This is a genomic window from Streptacidiphilus sp. MAP12-16 (genome assembly GCF_041262165.1).
In the GTDB taxonomy this organism is placed as follows: domain Bacteria; phylum Actinomycetota; class Actinomycetes; order Streptomycetales; family Streptomycetaceae; genus Streptacidiphilus.
Window position 1 is genome coordinate 241,848 of the sequence record NZ_JBGCBY010000002.1, and the last position, 17,115, is coordinate 258,962.

Consider the following 17,115-nt stretch of genomic DNA (forward strand, 5'->3'; position numbering starts at 1 on the left):
GTGCCCTGCCCGACGAACAGAAAGCCAGCATGAAGATCACTCATGTCGAAGCCCACCGGATCGGCGTCCCCGCAGCGAATCCCCCCTTCCAGTGGCGGAACGGATTGGGCGGCAGCCCAGCGGTGGGGGACGGTGCGGTCCTGCGGATCGGAACCGACGAGGGCGCCGAGGGCGTGGCGCTGTTCGCCCGGCCGGGAGCCGCCGTGATGCTCGAGGACCTGGTGGAACGGGTCTTCCGCGAGGAACTGGTCGGACAGGACCCGTTCCAGCGCGAATGGCTCTGGGACCGGGTGTGGGAGCTCGACCGCATCCAGGAACTCCCGCTCCCGGCCCTGGGCCTGATCGACATCGCCCTGTGGGATCTGGCCGGACGCGTCAGCGGCCAGCCGGTCTGGCAGGTCCTGGGCGGATTCCGCGAGGCCATACCCGCCTACGCCTCCACCTCCACCTTCACGACCACCGAGGAGTTCCTCGACGTCGCCGACCAGTGCCTGGCCCTGGGCTACCGGGGCATCAAGCTCCACGCCTGGGGCGACGCCCGCCGGGACGCCGACCTGTGCGTCGCCCTGCGCGAACACGTGGGCCCCGACGTGCCCCTGATGTACGACGGCTCGGCCGGCTTCGACCTGCCGGACGCCGTCTACCTGGGGCGGGCCGTGTCCGAGGCGGACTACCTCTGGTACGAGGAGCCGATGCGCGAGTTCAGCATCACCGCCTACAAGCGGCTCGCGGAATCGGTCTCCGTGCCGCTCCTGGTCGCCGAGACCTCGGACGGTGCGCACATGAACTCCGCCGACTTCATCGCGATGGGGGCCGCGACCTTCGGTGTGCGCGTGGGCACCACGCTCCGCGGCGGCATCACCGGCGCTATGCGCACCGCGCACCTCGCCGACGCCTACCGCCTGCGCGCCGAGGTGCACGGTTCGGACATCCCCAACCACCACCTCTGCATGGCGATCTCCAACACGACCTACTACGAGTCCCTGGTGACCTCCACCACCGTCACCCGGGAGCGGCATGTCGACGACCAGGGTCTGGTGCACGCACCGGTCGGCCCCGGTATCGCGCTGCCGCGTGAGAACGACTACGGCAAGGAACTGCAGCAGTTCGTCGAGGCATCCGCGAACTGACGCAGGCCCACCCCCCACCCGGACAGAGCCTGAGAACGAGAAAGGCACCACCACCATGAGAACCCCGAGCTTCCTGAGAGCCGGCTCCCGCCGGACCGCGGTCCGTGGCTCCATCGCCGTACTGGCGGTCTCCGCGCTCACCGCCCTCGCCGGGTGCGCCAGCGCCACCCCGACGACCGCCTCGGCGTCGTCGGCCGCCGGCTTCAAGCCGGTCACCCAGGACCCGGCGTCGACGGTCACCGTCTGGGCCGACTCGACCCGGCTCCCGGCGGTGCAGGCCTACCAGAAGTCGCACCCCGACGTGAAGCTGAACATCGTCACCTACGACGGCGGCGCCGACGGATCGACGTACCTCCAGACGAAGATCCAGCTCTTCGACCGCACCGGGAGCGGCTGGCCCGACGTCGTCTTCGGCACGCCGACCGACGTCACCTGGGCCTCCGCGCCGACCAAGCCCGGCGCGACCGCGTTCGCCGCGCCGCTGGACCAGAGCCTGGTTCCGCAGAGCACCCTGGACAACTTCGCCAAGGGCTCGCTCTCCCCGTGCCAGTACAACGGCCACACCTACTGCCTGCGCAACGACATCGCGCAGGTGGTGCTCTGGTACAACAAGACGCTGATGGAGCAGTTCGGCTACACCGTGCCCACCACCTGGGAGCAGTACCAGGCCCTCGGCCAGAAGGTGGCCAAGGACCACCCCGGCTACCTGGTCGGCTCGGTCGGCGACACCAACTCGCAGGAGTCGTACTTCTGGTCCAGCCAGTGCCCGGCCTTCGACCTGGTCACGCCGGACACCCTGCGCACCAACCTGTCCAGCCCCAACTGCACCCGGATGGCCAACCTGCTCGACACGCTCATCGCCGCCAAGTCCGTCAGCACCCAGGGCTTCTTCAGCCAGGGCTTCGCCAAGGACAGCGGCAGCAAGGTGCTGATGGCCAACGGGCCCTCCTGGTACGGCCAGTACCTGTTCAACTCGGCGTTCAAGACCCCCGCCGGGCAGATCGCCGCGGCCGCGCCGCTGACCTGGAACGGTGAGACCACCGCGGCCACCGGCAACGTCGGCGGCGGCGTGTGGATGGTCTCCTCGCACAGCACCAACCTGAAGGCGTCCACCGCCCTGGCCACCTGGCTGACCACGTCCGACGCCAACCAGGCGACGGCCCCGACCTACCCGGCGTACGGGCCGGCGGCCGACGCATGGCTGGCGAACCCCGACAACAAGAAGTACTTCGCCACCGACGTGAGCAGTGCCTTCAAGCAGGCTGCCAACGAAGTCTGGACCGGCTGGTCCAACACCAAGTTCAACGACGCCACCGCCTGGTCCAGCATCGTGCTGCCGGCGCTGACCTCGGGCAAGACCCTGACCGCGACCCTGCCCGCCTGGCAGACGGCCATCGCCGACGAGGCGAAGTCCGTGGGATACAAGGTGACCACCCAATGACGTTGCTGGAATCCCGGCGCGTCACAGCAACCGCCCGCCGCCGCGGTGTTCCGCGGCGGCGGGGCGGCCTTGCGGGCTACTTCTTCGTCGGAGGCTACGCGGTCCTGCTGCTCGCCTTCGGCGTCTTCCCCACGGTGTACGCGTTCTACCTCTCGCTGACCAATGACCGGGGCCAGTTCACCGGCATCAACCAGTTCGTCAAGGTGGCCCAGGACTACCGGTTCGTCCCCGCCTTCACCGACATGCTGCTCTACCTGGCCATGTGGCTGGTCGTGCTGGTGGGCCTGACCGTCCTGGTGGCCGTGGTGCTCCGGGGCAGGATGCGGCCGGGTCTCTCGGCCCTCTTCCGCTTCCTCTTCTACATCCCCGGCGCGCTGGCCGGTGTCGCCAGTGTGCTGGTGTGGCTGTTCATGCTCGACCCGGCCGTCAGCCCGGTCTCCTGGCTGCTGGACTCGCTCGGATTCCACAGCTTCGCCGCGGTGCTGACGCCCGGCAACCTGCCGGTGATCTTCGTCCTGATCGCCTTCTGGACCGGGGCCGGCGGCTGGATCGTGGTGATGTACGGGGCCTTGAACAACATCCCCGACGAGGTCCTCGAGGCCGCCCGGATGGACGGGGCCGGGCCGTGGAAGACCGCCTGGCACATCCAGATCCCGATGATCCGGCAATGGATCGCCTATATGGCGATCCTCGCCTTCGCCGCCGGCACGCAGCTCTTCGTCGAACCGCAACTGCTGCAGACGGCGAGCCTGGGCCGGGTCACCCCGACCTGGTCCCCCAACCAGCTGGCCTACGTCTTCGCCTTCCAGCAGGGCGACTTCAACGGCGCCGCCGCGATCTCGGTCTTCCTGCTGGCCCTCGGCCTCATCGGAGCGGGCCTGCTGGTGAGGCGCTCGGACATGTTCAAGGTGGATGAGACATGACAGGCATTACCTTCGACTCACCTACGGCGAGGCGGCCCGGAGCGCCCGGGCGCGTGCTCTCGACGGCCGTCGTCGTCCTCCTGCTGGGCCTGCTGCTGGTCTTCTTCGTCCTGCCGGTGATCTGGCTGCTGCTGGCCCCGTCGAAGACCGCGGGACAGATCGTCAGCGACCCGCCGCTGTCGTTCGGCTCCTTCAGCCAGATCGGCGCCGCGTGGAAGCACCTCACCTCGTTCCAGAACGGCGCGCTGCTGGTGTGGCTGAAGAACTCCGCCGTCTACTCCGGTGCTTCGCTGCTGCTGACGCTCGCCACCAGCGTGCCGGCCGGTTACGCCCTGGCCCTGACGAAGTTCCGCGGCCGCAAGACGCTGCTCATGGTCACCCTGGTGACCATGATCATGCCGTCGGCGACCCTGGTCCTGCCGATCTTCCTGGAACTCAACAAGTTCCACCTGATCGGCACGGTGTGGTCGATCATCCTGCCGTTCTCGTTCTACCCGTTCGGCGTCTACCTGGTCTACATCTACTTCGCGACCAGTCTTCCTCGGGAGATACTGGCGGCCGCCCGGATCGACGGCTGCTCGGAATGGCAGATCTTCACGCATATCGCCCTGCCGCTGGCCAAGCCCGTCATCGGACTGGTCGCCTTCTTCAGCTTCGTCGGCAACTGGAACAACTTCTTCCTGCCCTACCTGGTGCTGCCCGACAGCAACGAGTTCCCCATCCAGGTCGGACTGAACCAACTGCTGTCCTCCACGCCGTCGTTCAACCCCGTCGCCGGCGCGGGCCTGAACATCACCGTCCCGGAGCTGGCGCTGGCCATCATCATCGCCATCCTGCCGGTGCTGGTCCTGTTCCTGTTCTCCCAGCGCACGCTCGTCTCCGGCATGCTCGCCGGCGCGACCAAGGAGTGAGGTGACCACCCCGCGCCGTCGTCAGTCGGTGATGAGGGTGAACTGCTCCCAGAGGCCGATCGCGGTGCGGTTGGCGATCAGTGGCTGCGCGCCCGCGCTCTCCGCGGTGACGTACTTGCTGTCGGCCTGCGAACAGAAGGTGACCACCGCGAGCGTCGTCCCTCCGCCGGAGGCGACGGGCTGGGTGGGGCGGGTGGCGGTTAGGGCGATCTGGCCCTTGAGCATCCGGCCGCCGTCGTTGGTCAGGCGCAGGTAGTAGTCGGCGGAACTGGCGGTGCCGTCCTCGTCCAGGGCCAGCAGCCCGGACCCGACCGGGGTCATGGCCTGGGTCTCGGCGGTCTTGGCGATCTGGTTGCCCTCGCCCGCGCTTGGGAGCCCTCCCAGCCGAGGTCGCGGTCATGCACCTACCTCAGTTTCCTGCACGAGTTCTTTACATGCGTTCTGACCTGCCATTTCTTGTGCCTTGACGGCGATCGACGCCAGGCTAGTGGACCAGACCATTGACGTGATCACGCGATTTGAGTTCAATCAAGACTTGAACGAAGTCCATCTGATGATGGGCCGTCAGTCAGTAGTCAACTGACGCCGGCTCGGCGGCATCTCCGCCCCCACACAGCGTGCCGGGACACCCCACGTCCCTCTCAGGAAGGGCGCAACCGATGGCGCACCACCGCTTGAAGCACGCCCTGCTACCGCAGACCCGGCGAGCGCGGATACTGGCGGGCGCCACGGCTGTGGCTGCAGCCATGCTCGGCGTGTTCCTCACGGCGCCGGCGCACCAGGCCTCAGCCGCACTGGCTCCCAGCGCGCTGACGCCGTTCGCGGCCGGCGCGGCAACCCGTGCCGGGGCCGCACTGCCGGGCCTGACCGAGTACGAGGCCGAGGGGCAGCAGGCGACCACCAACGGCACGGTGATCGGCCCGGACTACGTCCAGGGCGACCTGGCCACCGAAGCCTCAGGACGACAAGCCGTCCAGCTCACCACGCAGGGCCGGTACGTGCAGTTCACACTCACCGCGCCGGCCAATGCCGTGGACCTTCACTACGCGTTGCCACAAGGGACCTCCGGCACCCTCTCGGTCTACGTCAACGGCACCAAGCTCAGCAGTGAGCTCCCGCTCACCTCCGCTTACAGCTACATCAGCACCAGCGGCATCGCGGGCAGCAAGACCCACAAGTTCTACGACGACGCACGCCTGAAACTGCCCTCCACACTGGCCGCCGGCTCAACGGTGAGGTTCCAGGTCGACGCGGCTGACAACGCGCGGCCGTACACGATCGACGTCGCCGACTTCTACGACGTGCCCGCACCCGTCAGCCAGCCCGCCGGATCCGTCTCGGTCGTCAGCGACGGCGCGGACCCCTCCGGCAGCGGCGACTCCACCAACGCGTTTCGCACGGCCATCGCCGCCGCCGCGGCTGCGAACGTCCCCGTCTGGATCCCAGCGGGCACCTTCCGGATCACCTCCGCCCTGCAGATGAACAAGGCCACCATCGAGGGCGCCGGCAGTTGGTACTCCCAGATCAGGTCCAACGAGTTCATCAACAACCCCGCCACGGTCCCGGGTCCGGTCAATCTGAGCGGCTTCGCGATCCTCGGCTCCACCGTGGGCCGCCATGACGACAGCAGCGCCAACGCCGTCAACGGATCCCTGGGTACCGGGTCGACGGTCAACGGGCTCTGGATCCAGGACACCAACGTCGGGTTCTGGCTCCGGTACGGCAACTACGGACTGACGGTGGAGAACAGCGTCATCCTGTCCACGGACGCGGACGGCCTGAACTTCAACGGCAACGCCGGCAACGACACGGTCAGGAACAACTTCCTGCGCAATACCGGTGATGACGGCCTGGCCCTGTGGTCCTACCCCGCCGCCGACACCGGCATCACGCTCAGCGGCAACACCGTCGTCCAGCCCACTCTCGCCAACGGCATCGCTGTCTACGGCGGCTCGAACAACTCCGTCACCAACAACGTGGTAGCCGACACCAACGCCCTCGGCAGCGGAATCGCTGTGTCCAACCAGCAGTTCCTCACCCCGTTCACGCCCCTGTCCGGAACCGTCACGGTGTCCGGCAACACCCTGATCCGAACCGGGGCGCTCAACCCCAACTGGGGCCACGCGACTGGGGCCATGCGCTTTGACGCCTACGACTCGGCCATCACGAACGTCGCGGTCAACGTCAGCGGCAACAGCGTCCAGGACAGCCCTTACAGCGCCTTCGAGATGGTGGACGGCAGCGGCCGGGGCCATGCGGTGACCGGCCTGAGCCTCAGCAACAACACGGTCGGTTGGACCGGGACCACCGTCTTCCAGGCCGAGACCACCGGGTCGGCCTCGGTCAGCAGCCTGTCAGCCTCCAGCATAGGAATCGCCGGGAGTTACGACTACGGCTACCCCAACAACACCGCGGGCACCTTCGCCTTCAACCTGGGCGGCGGCAACACCGGCTGGACCAGCACGCCGGTCCTGACCGCCTTCCCCACGCCGGTCGGACTTCCGCCGGCGGGCCCGGGACCCGGCAGCGGCAGCAGTACGCCCCCGCCGCCGACCACACCCACCGGCGCGATCACCGGCTACGGCGGTAAGTGCGTCGACATCGCGGGGGCGAACAGCAGCAACGGCACCGCCGTCCAACTGTACGACTGCAACGGCACCGCTGCGCAGACCTGGACCGTCGGGTCCAACGGCTCGCTGCAGGCGCTCGGCAAGTGCATGGACGTCACGGCAGGGGGCACCGCCAACGGCTCCACCGTGCAGCTGTACGACTGCAACGGCACCACCACCCAGCAGTGGACCCACCAGAGCAACGGCGAACTCGTCAACGCCGGCTCCAGCAAGTGCCTGGACGCCACCGGCATCAGCTCCGCCAACGGCACCCGGCTGCAGATCTGGTCCTGCGGAGACGGCGCCAACCAGCAGTGGAACCTGCCCAACTAGCGTCACTGCCGCCTCGGTCGGGCCGTCCTCTCGGGTCTGGACGCTGCCTCAGACGAGCATCGCGGCCATGCTGGTGATCATCGCGGCGCTCCCCAGGTCCCGGAGCAGGGTCCCGGCTGTCCGCGCGGACGCGGGAGGGGGGATGCGACCGAGAAGGGGGGCGAGACGGAGCGAGGAGCGGGTCGCTGCCCAACAGGCGATGAGAAGGAGGGCGAAGCCCGGGCCGAGGGGGTGGGGCGGCATCGGCATGCCCGGCATCGGTCGAAGGGACAGAGCGTTGGCGGGCAGGGCGGTGCACGCGGAGACGAGGGCCATCGCGGCGAGGTCCACGGCGGCGGCGGCCCGGCGGCCGTGAGGCGGGGCGGCGAGCGTTGTCCACGCTGCCGCCCCCGCCAGGGCGGCGGCCCCGAGCAGTACGGCCGCGGTGGGGCCGCCCAGGAGCATCAACAGCATCACTGCCAGCGCGATTGCGTGCGGTCCCCAGCAGCGGAGCCGCCCCGGCAGGTGAACTGCCAGACAGAGCAAGGCACCGGCCACACCGACCGACGCTGTCAGCAGATGCATGGTGCCTCTCCTGACGGGCGTCGGCCGGTGCTGTCGGTGACCGTGAGCGCGGTGCCGCTCAGTGGCCTGCGGGGTCGGTGTGGCAGTGCCTGTTGGCCGGGGCCGGCACGTCGAGGGTTGGGTTGCGGTCGAAGAAGCCCGAGGGCTTGAGGGTGAAACCGCAGCGGTCCACGGGCATCACCGGCCAGTCCTCGGGCCGCGGGAAGTGCGTGGGCCCGAAGGTGTGCCAGAGCACCAGGTCGGTGTCGACGAGGTCACGGTCCTCGGCGGTGAACTCGGGGATGCCCGCACCGCCCGGGTGCTGGTTGACCAGGTCGCCCGCCGGGTAGCGGTGCGCCGGGTCGTACCTCGTCACCCAGAGGTTCCTGGTGGCGAACCCGGCGCGGCCGTGGAGTGAGGACTCCGGGTGGGCGAGCAGCGTGGGGTTGGGCTGGGGGAACAGGGTGAAGCCCACCGGCTGGCCCAGGCTGTTGGCGACCGAGGGGTTGACGACCCGCCAGACTCGTGCACGTTCCGGTGCGTTGAGGCGACCTGCCTCCGACTCACGCCGCAGCGGGGTGATGGTTCGAGTCAGCGCGTTGCCGTGCGGGTTGTCGGGGCCGACGGGGAGCCCGTGCACGTCGATCTCCTCGACGGTGTTGCCGGTGCCGTCGACCATCATGTCCAGGCGGGCACTGAACAGGTGCTGGTGGCCGGGCGCTCCCAGGCCGGGTGCCACCTCGGTCGCGTAGGGCCAGTCCCCGCCCCGGTAGGCGGAGGTGAACAGGATGCCCGTCAGCTTGACCTCCAACTCGATGGTGCCGTCGAGGTAGAAGTACCAGTAGAAGCCGTAGTCGTAGTTGCCGACGGTGGAGAAGAAGGAGATCACCAGGCGGCGCTGGCGGCGGGTCTGCGCCGAACCGCTGAAGATGTCGGTGTGCTTCCAGAGGATTCCGACGTCCTCCTCGTGGATGCAGATCGCATTGCGGATGCTACGTGGCTGCCCGTGGTCGTCGGCCACGACGGCGTCGAGGTAGCGGATCTCGCCGAGGCAGTCGCAGCCCAGCTCAAGGGAGTTGGCGAGACGGCCGATCAGGTACTCGCCGCTGTCGAAGTAGTTCTGCCAGTAGCGGGTGGGGCCCGGGTCGCCGTAGGGCACCACCATCTCCGGTACGGAGGCGCGGTAGACGATCGGGCGGCGTCGGCCGTCCTGGTCGTAGCCGATCTGGTGCAGGGTCAGTCCCTCGCGGGAGTCAAAGCCGACGCGCAGGGACCAGTTCTGCCACTCCAGCGTGTTGCCGTCGAGGGTGAAGCTGGGCCCTTCGGGCTGGGTGATCTCGATCGGCTTGAGGCCGGTCCGGGGCGGGCCGCTGATCTCGGGGAGGTCGTAGTTGCCGGACTGCGCGGGCACCGCCAGGTCGAGTTCGTCGACGAGCTTGAGCACGCGCCCTTCCAGCAGGTCCACATACGCGGCCACGCCGTCCACCGGATGCGCCCAGGCGAGGTCCTGGTCGTCGGTCTGCAGGAAGGCCAGCACCCGGACGATGCGCCGCCCGTGCTCGCCCTCGAGACCGTAGGACCCGGCCGTCAGCGGGCAGGCCCGGATCTTGGTGACGTCGGTGAGACCGCGCCGGGCCATCGCCGCGCGCCAGCCCTCGTCGGCGTGCACGACCTCCTCCGCCCGGACGAAGTCCTGCTCAAGGATGGGTACCTGGCCGTCGACGGCGGGGTCGATCGGCCGGTTCGAGGTGATGCTGCCGTCGCCGAGCGAGACCACCACGTCGGCGGACTCGCCGGTGACCGCGTCGATCAGCAGGGCGCGCAGTGAGCGTTGCGCGGGGTCACCCGCCTTGTGGGCGAGGACGGCGTCCTTCGGCTGCTCCTCCAGCCCGAAGTAGGCGAACCGGGTGTTCGGACCCAGCGCTCCGTGCTCGGCGAGGATGGAGCGGCCGGCGCCGAACTCCTCGGCGCTGACCGGGTCGAGCGGATGGCGCGCTGCGAGGTCAAAGACTCCTGAGGGGGTGTTCACGACATGTCTCCTGAGATCCGTCATGTCCGGTCTCCTTCTCGGTGCGGCGGTCAGTAGGGGTAGTGCACCGGGCTGCTGGAGAGGGTGCGCCACCGGAGCTCGGTGAACTCCTCCAGGTTGGCGTCGCCGCCGGCCCGGCCACCGAGGCCCGAGTCGCCGATCCCGCCGAACGGGGCGAGCGCCTCGTCCTGCGGGGTGGCGTCGTTGACGTGGACCATGGCGCAGTCGAGCCGCCGGGCGACCTCCCCGGCGCGGTGCACGTCCGCGCCGAGAACGGAGCTGACCAGCCCGTAGCGGGTGTCGTTGGCGAGCGCGACGGCTTCGTCGACGCCGTCGACGATGCCGATCGGCGCGATGGGGGCGAAGATCTCCTCCGTCCACAGTGCGGACGCCGGGTCCACGTCCACTACGACGGTGGGGCGGAAGAACCGGCCGTCGTTGCTCCCGCCGGTGAGGACCCGGGCCCCGCCCGCGACCGCGTCGCCCAGCAGTCGGCGGGCCCGGGCGAGTTGGGCGTCGTTGATGATCGGGCCGAGCCCGGTCTGCTGCCGGAACGGGTCGCCGACGGTGATGGCCGCCGCCCGGTCGGTGAGGTTGCGGATGTAGGCGTCGGCCACTGCACGGTCGACGATGTGCCGTCCGGCGCTGATGCAGGTCTGGCCCTGGTAGTGGAAGCTGGACCAGGCCCCGATCATGGCGGCCTGGTCCACGTCCGCGTCGTCCAGGATCACCAGGGCGTTGTTGCCGCCGAGTTCCAGCGAGGTCTTCTTGAGCAGCGAACCGGTGGCGCGGGCGATCTCACGTCCGACCGTGGTCGAGCCGGTGAAGTGGACCATGGCAATGTCCGGGTGCTCGACGAGTCGGCGTCCTACCTCCTCGCCGCCGGGCAGCACCTGGAGGATGCCCCGCGGCGCTCCGGCCTGTGCGAACAGTTCGGCGATGGCGAGCCCGCCGCAGCCGGGGGTCTCCGGGGAGGGCTTGAGCAGCACGGCATTGCCCAAGGCCAGCGCCGGGGCGATCACCCGCATGCCGAGTACCAGTGGGAAGTTCCACGGGGTGATCGCCGCGACCAGGCCGACCGGGAGGCGCTCGCAGAGCGAGAGGCGGCCGGCGTGGCTGGTCTGCAGCACTTCCCCCACCGGCCGGGACGCGAGCGCGGCCGCTTCGGTCAGCTCGCTGACCGCTGCGGCGATCTCGTAGTCCGCCTTGCCGCCGATGCTGCCGGTCTCACGCATGATCAGCTCGCGGATCCCGGTGGAGCGTTCGAGTACCGCTGCGACGCTGCGCAGGACCGCCGCGCGCTCGGCGTAGCTGCGCGCGGCCCAGTCGCGCTGGGCGGTGACGGCCGAGGCGACGGCCGTGTCCACGTCGGCGATCGAGGCGCTGCCGGCGGTGGCGAGCACCTCGTCGCTGGACTTGTCGCGGATGTCGAGCAGCCCGCCGCCCTCGGGCTTCCGGAAGCTCCCGTCGACGAAGATGGTGCCGGACCAGGGGTGGTCATGCTGTTCCATACTCGGCTCCTGAGGTAAGCGCTTTCCCGCTGGAGTGGCCGGGGGAGCGCGGAATGCCCTGCATGTGCTGGGACTGACGGGTGGCTGCGGGCCGAGTGATCCTGTGGCCCGCAGCGGTCACCCCTTGACGGCGCCGGCGGAGAGTCCGCCGACGACGAAGCGCTGGAAGGCGATGGCGAGCAGCACCGGCGGCACGGAGGCGATCAGGCCGCCCGCCGCCACCAGGCCGAAGTCGGTGCTGTAGCGGCCGGTGAAGTCCGCGATCGCCACCGGGATGGTCTTGGCGCCGGTCGAGGTGAAGATCAGGGCGTAGAGGAACTCGTCCCAGGCCAGGATGAAGGCGAACATGATGGTCGCGAACAGCCCGGGCCGGGCGGCCGGCAGGATGACCCGGAACAGCGCACCCATCCTGGAGCAGCCGTCCACTCGGGCCGCCTCCTCCAACTCGGCCGGGATGGTGACGAAGTAGTTGCTCAGGATCCACAGCACGAACGGCGTGACGTAGGAGCAGTAGATGATGATCAGGCCGAGGTCGGTGTCCAGCAGCCCGAGCGCGCTCATGGTGAGGTACAGCGGCACCAGCAGCGCGATCGGCGGCAGCATGTAGGTGGCCAGGAACACCATCATGGTGGCCCGGCGGAACCGGAACCGGAGCATGGCGAAGGCGTAGGCGCCGAAGAGCCCGACCGCCATCGAGAGCACCACCGTTCCGGTGGCGACGATGGTCGAGTTGACCACCGAGTTCCTGAACGCGCCCGCGACGTCCTGGCCGTGGCCGTGGAGGATCTGGGTGTAGCGGCTGAAGTCCAGGTGCTGCGGAATCCAGTGGTAGGGACGGGCGGTCAGAGCTCCGGGGGGCGTGACGCTGGCGGTGACCATCCAGAGGAAGGGCGCCAGGATGACCAGCGAAACCACCACCGCGGCGGCGTGGATGAAGAACTGGAAGCGCTTGCTGGCTTTCACATCAGGCTCATCTCGTTGCGCCGCAGTGCGCGCAGATAGACCGCGCAGAGCAGCAGGATGCAGACCACGATCACGTTCGCCAGTGCGGAGCCGAAGCCGAACCGCTGGTCCGAGAAGGCCTGGACGTAGGTGTAGTAGGCGATCGTCTGGGTGCCGTTGGCGGGTCCGCCACCGGTGAGGACGTAGACGAGGTCGAAGACCTTGAAGGCGTCGATGGTGCGCAGCACCAGGACCACCGAGACGCTGGGGATCAGCAGTGGTGCGGTGATCGACCAGAACGCGCGCAGCGATCCGGCGCCGTCCACACGGGCGCTCTCGTAGATCTCCCTGGGTATCGACTGGAGTCCGGTGAGCAGGAAGAACGCCACCAGGGGGGTGGTCTTCCAGACGTCGGCGAGCACCAGCATGTTGAGCGCGCTGGTCGGGGTGCCGAGCCAGGAGTGGTAGGCGGTAATAAGATGCAGTTGGGTCAGCAGGGCGTTGAGGGAGCCGTACTGGGCGTTGAGGACGCCGCGCCACATCGCGCCGTTGACGACGGTCGGCAGCGCCCAGGGCAGCACCACGATGGCGCGGAACAGCCAGCGCATCCTCAGCTTCTGGTCCATCAGCAGGGCCAGGCCGAGGCCCAGGGCGAGTTCCAGGGTGGTGGAGGCGACCGTGAAGTAGACGGTCCGTCCCATCGAGGCCCAGAAGTCGGCGCTGGTGAAGATCTCCGTGTAGTTGCGCACCCCGGCGAACGGCGTGGTGGTCGCCACCGCGCTGTTGACGTCGAAGAAGGAGATCAGGATGGTACGGGCGATCGGGTACAGGATGATGCCGAACACCACGACGGCCGCAGGAAGCAGCAGCAGCGCTGCGAGCCGTCCCTGCGAGGCAGGCCTTCGGAGTCTGCCGGGACGCGCCGGGGCGTCCTGCGTCCTGCCCGTGCGGTCCTGCTGAACGAGGGTCACGGTCAGCTCGCCATCAGCGGGGCCGCGGACGCGACTGCGTCGTCCAGCGCCTTCTGCGAGGTCTTCCGGCCGAGCAGGGCGTTCTGAAGCTCGACCTGGATGATCTTCGAGATGGCGTTGTAGTTGACCACCTGCGGGCGCACGATCATGTCGTCCAGTTGCTTGGCGGCGGCGGCGAAGGTCGCGGGGGCGTTGGCGGTCACCGAGGGGGTGCTGAAGGAGGACCGCCAGACCGGCAGAGTGTCCATGGCGAAGGGGTCGACCTGGGCTTCGGCGGTGAGCCACTCGATGTACTTCCAGGCGGCGTCCTGGTTCTTGCTGCCGGCCGAGACGGACAGCGCCATCGCGCCGTTGACGCCGGGGCGCTTGCCGGTGGGGCCGGCCGGGGTCTGTGCCACGTGGATCTGCCCGACGACCTTGGAGTTGGCCGGGGTGTTGGACGAGCCCAGGTAGTAGGTCCAGTTCAGGCCCATGGCCGCCTGGCCGTTGTTCATGGTCTTCTCCACGTCCTGCTCCAGGAAGGTGGTGGAGGCGGGGTTGCTGAGGCCGTCGACGATGGTCTTCCGCATCCAGTCCAGGGCCTCGACGGCGCCGCCCTGGTTGATGGCCAGCTTGCCGGAAGCGTCCAGGAAGCTGCCGCCGAAAGCTCCGACCAGCTGGGTGTAGTCGCACATGATCGCCTCGGCCTGGGACCAACTCCAGGCGAGCGGGTACTGCACGGTGCCGGTGCGCTTGAGAGCGCGGGCGGCGTCGAGTACCCCGGTCCAGGTCTCCAGCGAAGCCGGGTCGACGTGAGCCTTGGTGAGCAGCGCCTCGTTGTAGTAGAAGAATTTGGTGTCCATGCCCCAGGGCACGCCGTAGAACTTGTGGTCGTACTCGGCGGTGAGCAGCGCGCCGCCGAGCATGGACTGCTGCCAGGACGCGGGGTAGCGGGAGGTCACGTCGGCGACGATGGACTTGCTGCCGAACTCGGCCGGCCAGATCACGTCGATCAGCACCACGTCGTAGGTGCCGGCCGCGGCGGCGGTGACGGTCTTGTCGTGCAGCGCCTCGTAGGCCACGAAAGCAGGGACGATCTTGATGTCGGGGTTCTGCTTGACGAAGCCGGCCGTCATCGCGTCGATGTCCTTGGTGCTGTAGCCGGCCTGCTGCATGAACAGCACGTTGACCACGCCGGTGCCCTTGCCGGAGCTGCCCTTGGGCGCGGCGACGCCGGTCACGCTGCAGGCCGCCAGCACAGTGGTGGCGCCGGCGGCCAGGCCGCCGACCAGGAAGCGGCGGCGGGAGGGGAAGCCGGGACCTTCGAGGGAACTGGTCAGGGGACTGGTCAGGGGAGCGTTCATGAGCGGGCCTCCGAAAGGGTGATCGCGATGGTGGAGACGGGGTTGGAGTGGGCGGGCGCCGCTGCCAGGGCGAGCGCGCCCATGACCGGCGGTCGGTCCAGGACGGACACGGTGACCTCGGGGAGCCGTTCCGCGAGCAGGTCGACGAATCGCGTCCGCAGGCGCGGCTGGGCCTGGATGACCGCTCCTCCGGCGACCACCTGGTCGGCGGCGATGCCGCGCTCGAGCAACCGCTGGACCAGCGATGCCAGGTGCACCGCCGCCTCGTCGATCACCCGCAGGGCGACCGGTGAGCCCTCGTCGGCGGCGGCGAACACCTCGCCGGCGTGGCTGCCCCAGGAGTCCGCGGAGTTCGACAGCGTCAGCGCCATCGCCAGCTCGGCTCCGTCGCCCGCACCGAGACTCGCCAGCAGGCGAACGACGAGCGGGTCCCGGGGTCGGTCGGCGTCCAGTTCGGCCAGCACGGCGCGGGTCGCCTCGCGGACGATACCCGAGGCGCCGCCCTCGTCGCCGAGCAGCCAGCCCCAGCCTCCGGAGGTCACCAGGTTTCCCGCGGGGTCGCGGGCGACCGCGATCGCTCCCGTACCGGAGACCACGCCGATGCCCGCGGACACGCCCATCGACCAGGGCATCAGCTCCGCGTCGTTGACCACCCTGACCGGGCCGGAGAGATGCGCCGCCAGCTCCTGCTCCATGGCCCGGCACTGGGCGGTGGAGTCGCAGCCGTGCGCACCCACCGCGAGCGGCAGGCTCAGGGCTTGCTCGCCGAAGCAGTCGCGCACCTGGTGGGCCAGTGCCGCCGCGTCCTGCTGCGGCGAGCGGGTGCGCCAGGACGAGGTGGGGACGGTCCTCTCGTCGTGGACGGCTTCCGGGTACCCGATCGCGAGATGGGTCTTTGTGCCGCCGATATCGATGCCTACCACCTCCGCGCGGGCGGGCGCTCCCTGGGCTGCTAGAGGCAACATAAGATCTTTCACCGAACTCTCAGTTGCTATGCGTCGGCACAGGAGCATGTCGACACTTCTTCGGCCAGACAGGCTTCACGGATTGTCATTCCGTGGTCAATGCAGCTCAAGAGGGGATACTCTTGCTCCTGCGCGCTGGCCGGACTGGATGCCCGCCCCTCTCTCGGGGATGCCTCAGCAAGGCTGGACGTTCGCCAGGTTAACTAATGCAGTGATGGAGCGACAAGACCGGCTGGGTAACGTTGCGGTTACCGGCGACTTGCCGACGGAGAGGTAGCGGATGAGCACGGCGCCGACCACGGAGCGCTACGAACTGACCGACAGTGCCCGCGCTGTCTTTCGCGCCCTGGCCGTGGGAGACCCCGCGAGCAGGCCGGCGCTCGGCGAGGCCCTCGGACTGTCGAAGGTCACCATGTCCGTGGCGATCGCGGACCTGCTCAAACTGGACCTCGTGGAGAGCCGCGGCACGTCACGAGGGCCGACCGGCCGCAGCGCGATGCTGTACTCCGTTTCTCCGGCGGCCGGCCACGTCCTCGGCATCGAAGTCGGCGCCACGCGCGTGCAGGTGGCCGCCCACGGCCTCGGCGGCGGCCAGATCACCTCGCGTACCCACGTGTTGTCCGCGCACAACCTCAACGTGACCGAAGCGGCAACACGAGCTGCCGTCGAACTGACCGAGCTCGTACGCGCCGACGTCGGCGACAGCAGCGGACCGCTACTCGCCGCGGTGGTCGCGGCACCCACGCTGCCGATGTACCACACCGGCTCCGCTCAACTCCTGGACGGCCAGCAGCTCGCGACGCTGCTGCCGGTCCCGGCCGACGTGCCGGTACTGGTCGAGAACAACGTCAACTGCGCAGCGATCGCCGAGCACCGGATCGGCGTCGCCCGCGACCACGAGATGTTCGCCTACCTGCAGATCGGCGTGAAGATCGGCGTCGGCATCGTCGTCGGCAACCGCCTGCTCCGCGGAGCCCACGCTGCGGCGGGGGAGGTGGCCATGGCACCGTTCCCGTGGGCGCCGGGTGCGGTGCCCCGGCGCGCCGGGCTTGAGGAGTACCTGGGCTCGGACGCCCTGATGCAACGCTGCGCCGCGGCCTGGCCCGAGCGTCGCGGGCCGGCGCCCCGCGACGCGCAGGCCCTCTTCGACGCCGCGGCCCACGGCGACGCCGACGCCCGCCACATGGTCGACCAGCATGCGCGCGACATCGGCCGCCTGGCTGTGGCGGTTCTCTCGGTCATCGACCCCGGGCTCATCGTCCTCGGCGGCGGGGTCGGCCAGAACCAGTTGGTCGTCCCCGAGGTCCGCCGGACCATCCAGGCACTGGCCTGGGACACCGAGGTGACTGTTGGCGCGCTCGGCGACCACGCCACCTTGCTCGGCGCGGTCCACACCGCGATCGACAGGGCACTGGACCGGATCACCGGTTGACCCGACGGGCCCGGGACAGGAGTCGGCGGAGC

14 protein-coding genes are annotated in these 17,115 nt (G+C 69.2%); 6 read left to right on the forward strand and 8 right to left on the reverse strand.

Going from position 1 to position 17,115, the window contains the following annotated elements:
* Positions 1-29: 29 nt before the first annotated feature.
* From ABIA33_RS03085 to ABIA33_RS03100, 4 genes are read left to right on the forward strand one after another with little or no spacing between them, the layout of a single operon-like run.
* Positions 30-1,130, forward strand: coding sequence for an enolase C-terminal domain-like protein (locus ABIA33_RS03085; RefSeq protein WP_370076621.1), 1,101 nt, complete (start codon positions 30-32; stop codon positions 1,128-1,130).
* Between the two features lie 55 nt (positions 1,131-1,185).
* Positions 1,186-2,571 carry an ABC transporter substrate-binding protein gene (locus ABIA33_RS03090; RefSeq protein ID WP_370076623.1) on the forward strand — a complete coding sequence of 462 codons (1,386 nt, stop codon included), beginning with the start codon at positions 1,186-1,188 and terminating at the stop codon, positions 2,569-2,571.
* Positions 2,568-3,494, forward strand: coding sequence for a carbohydrate ABC transporter permease (locus ABIA33_RS03095; RefSeq protein WP_370076626.1), 927 nt, complete (start codon positions 2,568-2,570; stop codon positions 3,492-3,494). The genes ABIA33_RS03090 and ABIA33_RS03095 overlap by 4 nt, the downstream gene beginning before the upstream one ends.
* A complete protein-coding gene (locus ABIA33_RS03100) occupies positions 3,491-4,405 on the forward strand; it encodes a carbohydrate ABC transporter permease (RefSeq protein WP_370076628.1) in 915 nt (304 codons plus the stop codon). The genes ABIA33_RS03095 and ABIA33_RS03100 overlap by 4 nt, the downstream gene beginning before the upstream one ends.
* Positions 4,406-4,426: 21 nt before the next feature.
* On the opposite strand, the gene ABIA33_RS03105 is transcribed toward ABIA33_RS03100, so the two are convergent.
* Positions 4,427-4,726, reverse strand: coding sequence for a hypothetical protein (locus tag ABIA33_RS03105; RefSeq protein WP_370076630.1), 300 nt, complete (start codon positions 4,724-4,726; stop codon positions 4,427-4,429).
* Positions 4,727-5,064: 338 nt separating this feature from the next.
* On the opposite strand from ABIA33_RS03105, the gene ABIA33_RS03110 reads away from it, so the two are divergent.
* Positions 5,065-7,347, forward strand: coding sequence for a ricin-type beta-trefoil lectin domain protein (locus ABIA33_RS03110; protein ID WP_370076632.1), 2,283 nt, complete (start codon positions 5,065-5,067; stop codon positions 7,345-7,347).
* Positions 7,348-7,395: 48 nt separating this feature from the next.
* Here ABIA33_RS03110 and ABIA33_RS03115 read toward each other — a convergent pair whose 3' ends face one another.
* From ABIA33_RS03115 to ABIA33_RS03145, 7 genes are all read right to left on the reverse strand, one after another.
* The gene (locus ABIA33_RS03115) at positions 7,396-7,911 is read right to left on the reverse strand and encodes a hypothetical protein (protein WP_370076634.1); all 516 of its coding nucleotides are present in this window, start codon (positions 7,909-7,911) and stop codon (positions 7,396-7,398) included.
* A gap of 58 nt (positions 7,912-7,969) precedes the next feature.
* Complete coding sequence (locus ABIA33_RS03120; protein ID WP_370076636.1) at positions 7,970-9,943, reverse strand: primary-amine oxidase; 1,974 nt, start codon at positions 9,941-9,943, stop codon at positions 7,970-7,972.
* 26 nt (positions 9,944-9,969) lie between these two features.
* Positions 9,970-11,430 (reverse strand): aldehyde dehydrogenase family protein, encoded by a 1,461-nt coding sequence (locus tag ABIA33_RS03125; protein WP_370076638.1) that lies wholly within the window; start codon positions 11,428-11,430, stop codon positions 9,970-9,972.
* Positions 11,431-11,547: 117 nt separating this feature from the next.
* Positions 11,548-12,393: a carbohydrate ABC transporter permease gene (locus ABIA33_RS03130; RefSeq protein ID WP_370076640.1), complete on the reverse strand. Its 846-nt coding sequence runs from the start codon at positions 12,391-12,393 to the stop codon at positions 11,548-11,550.
* Positions 12,390-13,343 (reverse strand): carbohydrate ABC transporter permease, encoded by a 954-nt coding sequence (locus ABIA33_RS03135; protein ID WP_370076642.1) that lies wholly within the window; start codon positions 13,341-13,343, stop codon positions 12,390-12,392. The genes ABIA33_RS03130 and ABIA33_RS03135 overlap by 4 nt, the downstream gene beginning before the upstream one ends.
* Before the next feature lie 2 nt (positions 13,344-13,345).
* On the reverse strand, positions 13,346-14,686 hold the full coding sequence (locus ABIA33_RS03140) for an extracellular solute-binding protein (protein ID WP_370076644.1): 1,341 nt from the start codon (positions 14,684-14,686) through the stop codon (positions 13,346-13,348).
* A complete protein-coding gene (locus tag ABIA33_RS03145; protein ID WP_370076646.1) occupies positions 14,683-15,609 on the reverse strand; it encodes an N-acetylglucosamine kinase in 927 nt (308 codons plus the stop codon). The genes ABIA33_RS03140 and ABIA33_RS03145 overlap by 4 nt, the downstream gene beginning before the upstream one ends.
* Before the next feature lie 322 nt (positions 15,610-15,931).
* Between ABIA33_RS03145 and ABIA33_RS03150 the strand changes: the two genes are divergently transcribed.
* Complete coding sequence (locus ABIA33_RS03150) at positions 15,932-17,083, forward strand: ROK family transcriptional regulator (protein WP_370076648.1); 1,152 nt, start codon at positions 15,932-15,934, stop codon at positions 17,081-17,083.
* The last annotated feature ends 32 nt before the right edge of the window (positions 17,084-17,115 follow it).

Bases quoted from the DNA above. Each gene is read 5' to 3' on its own strand.
- ABIA33_RS03150 (WP_370076648.1), top strand. From the start codon at position 15,932: ATGAGCACGGCGCCGACCACGGAGCGCTACGAACTGACCGACAGTGCC.
- ABIA33_RS03140 (WP_370076644.1), bottom strand. From the start codon at position 14,686: ATGAACGCTCCCCTGACCAGTCCCCTGACCAGTTCCCTCGAAGGTCCC.
- ABIA33_RS03105 (WP_370076630.1), bottom strand. From the start codon at position 4,726: ATGACCCCGGTCGGGTCCGGGCTGCTGGCCCTGGACGAGGACGGCACC.
- ABIA33_RS03100 (WP_370076628.1), top strand. From the start codon at position 3,491: ATGACAGGCATTACCTTCGACTCACCTACGGCGAGGCGGCCCGGAGCG.
- ABIA33_RS03095 (WP_370076626.1), top strand. From the start codon at position 2,568: ATGACGTTGCTGGAATCCCGGCGCGTCACAGCAACCGCCCGCCGCCGC.
- ABIA33_RS03125 (WP_370076638.1), bottom strand. From the start codon at position 11,430: ATGGAACAGCATGACCACCCCTGGTCCGGCACCATCTTCGTCGACGGG.
- ABIA33_RS03115 (WP_370076634.1), bottom strand. From the start codon at position 7,911: ATGCATCTGCTGACAGCGTCGGTCGGTGTGGCCGGTGCCTTGCTCTGT.
- ABIA33_RS03090 (WP_370076623.1), top strand. From the start codon at position 1,186: ATGAGAACCCCGAGCTTCCTGAGAGCCGGCTCCCGCCGGACCGCGGTC.
- ABIA33_RS03085 (WP_370076621.1), top strand. From the start codon at position 30: ATGAAGATCACTCATGTCGAAGCCCACCGGATCGGCGTCCCCGCAGCG.
- ABIA33_RS03110 (WP_370076632.1), top strand. From the start codon at position 5,065: ATGGCGCACCACCGCTTGAAGCACGCCCTGCTACCGCAGACCCGGCGA.
- ABIA33_RS03120 (WP_370076636.1), bottom strand. From the start codon at position 9,943: ATGACGGATCTCAGGAGACATGTCGTGAACACCCCCTCAGGAGTCTTT.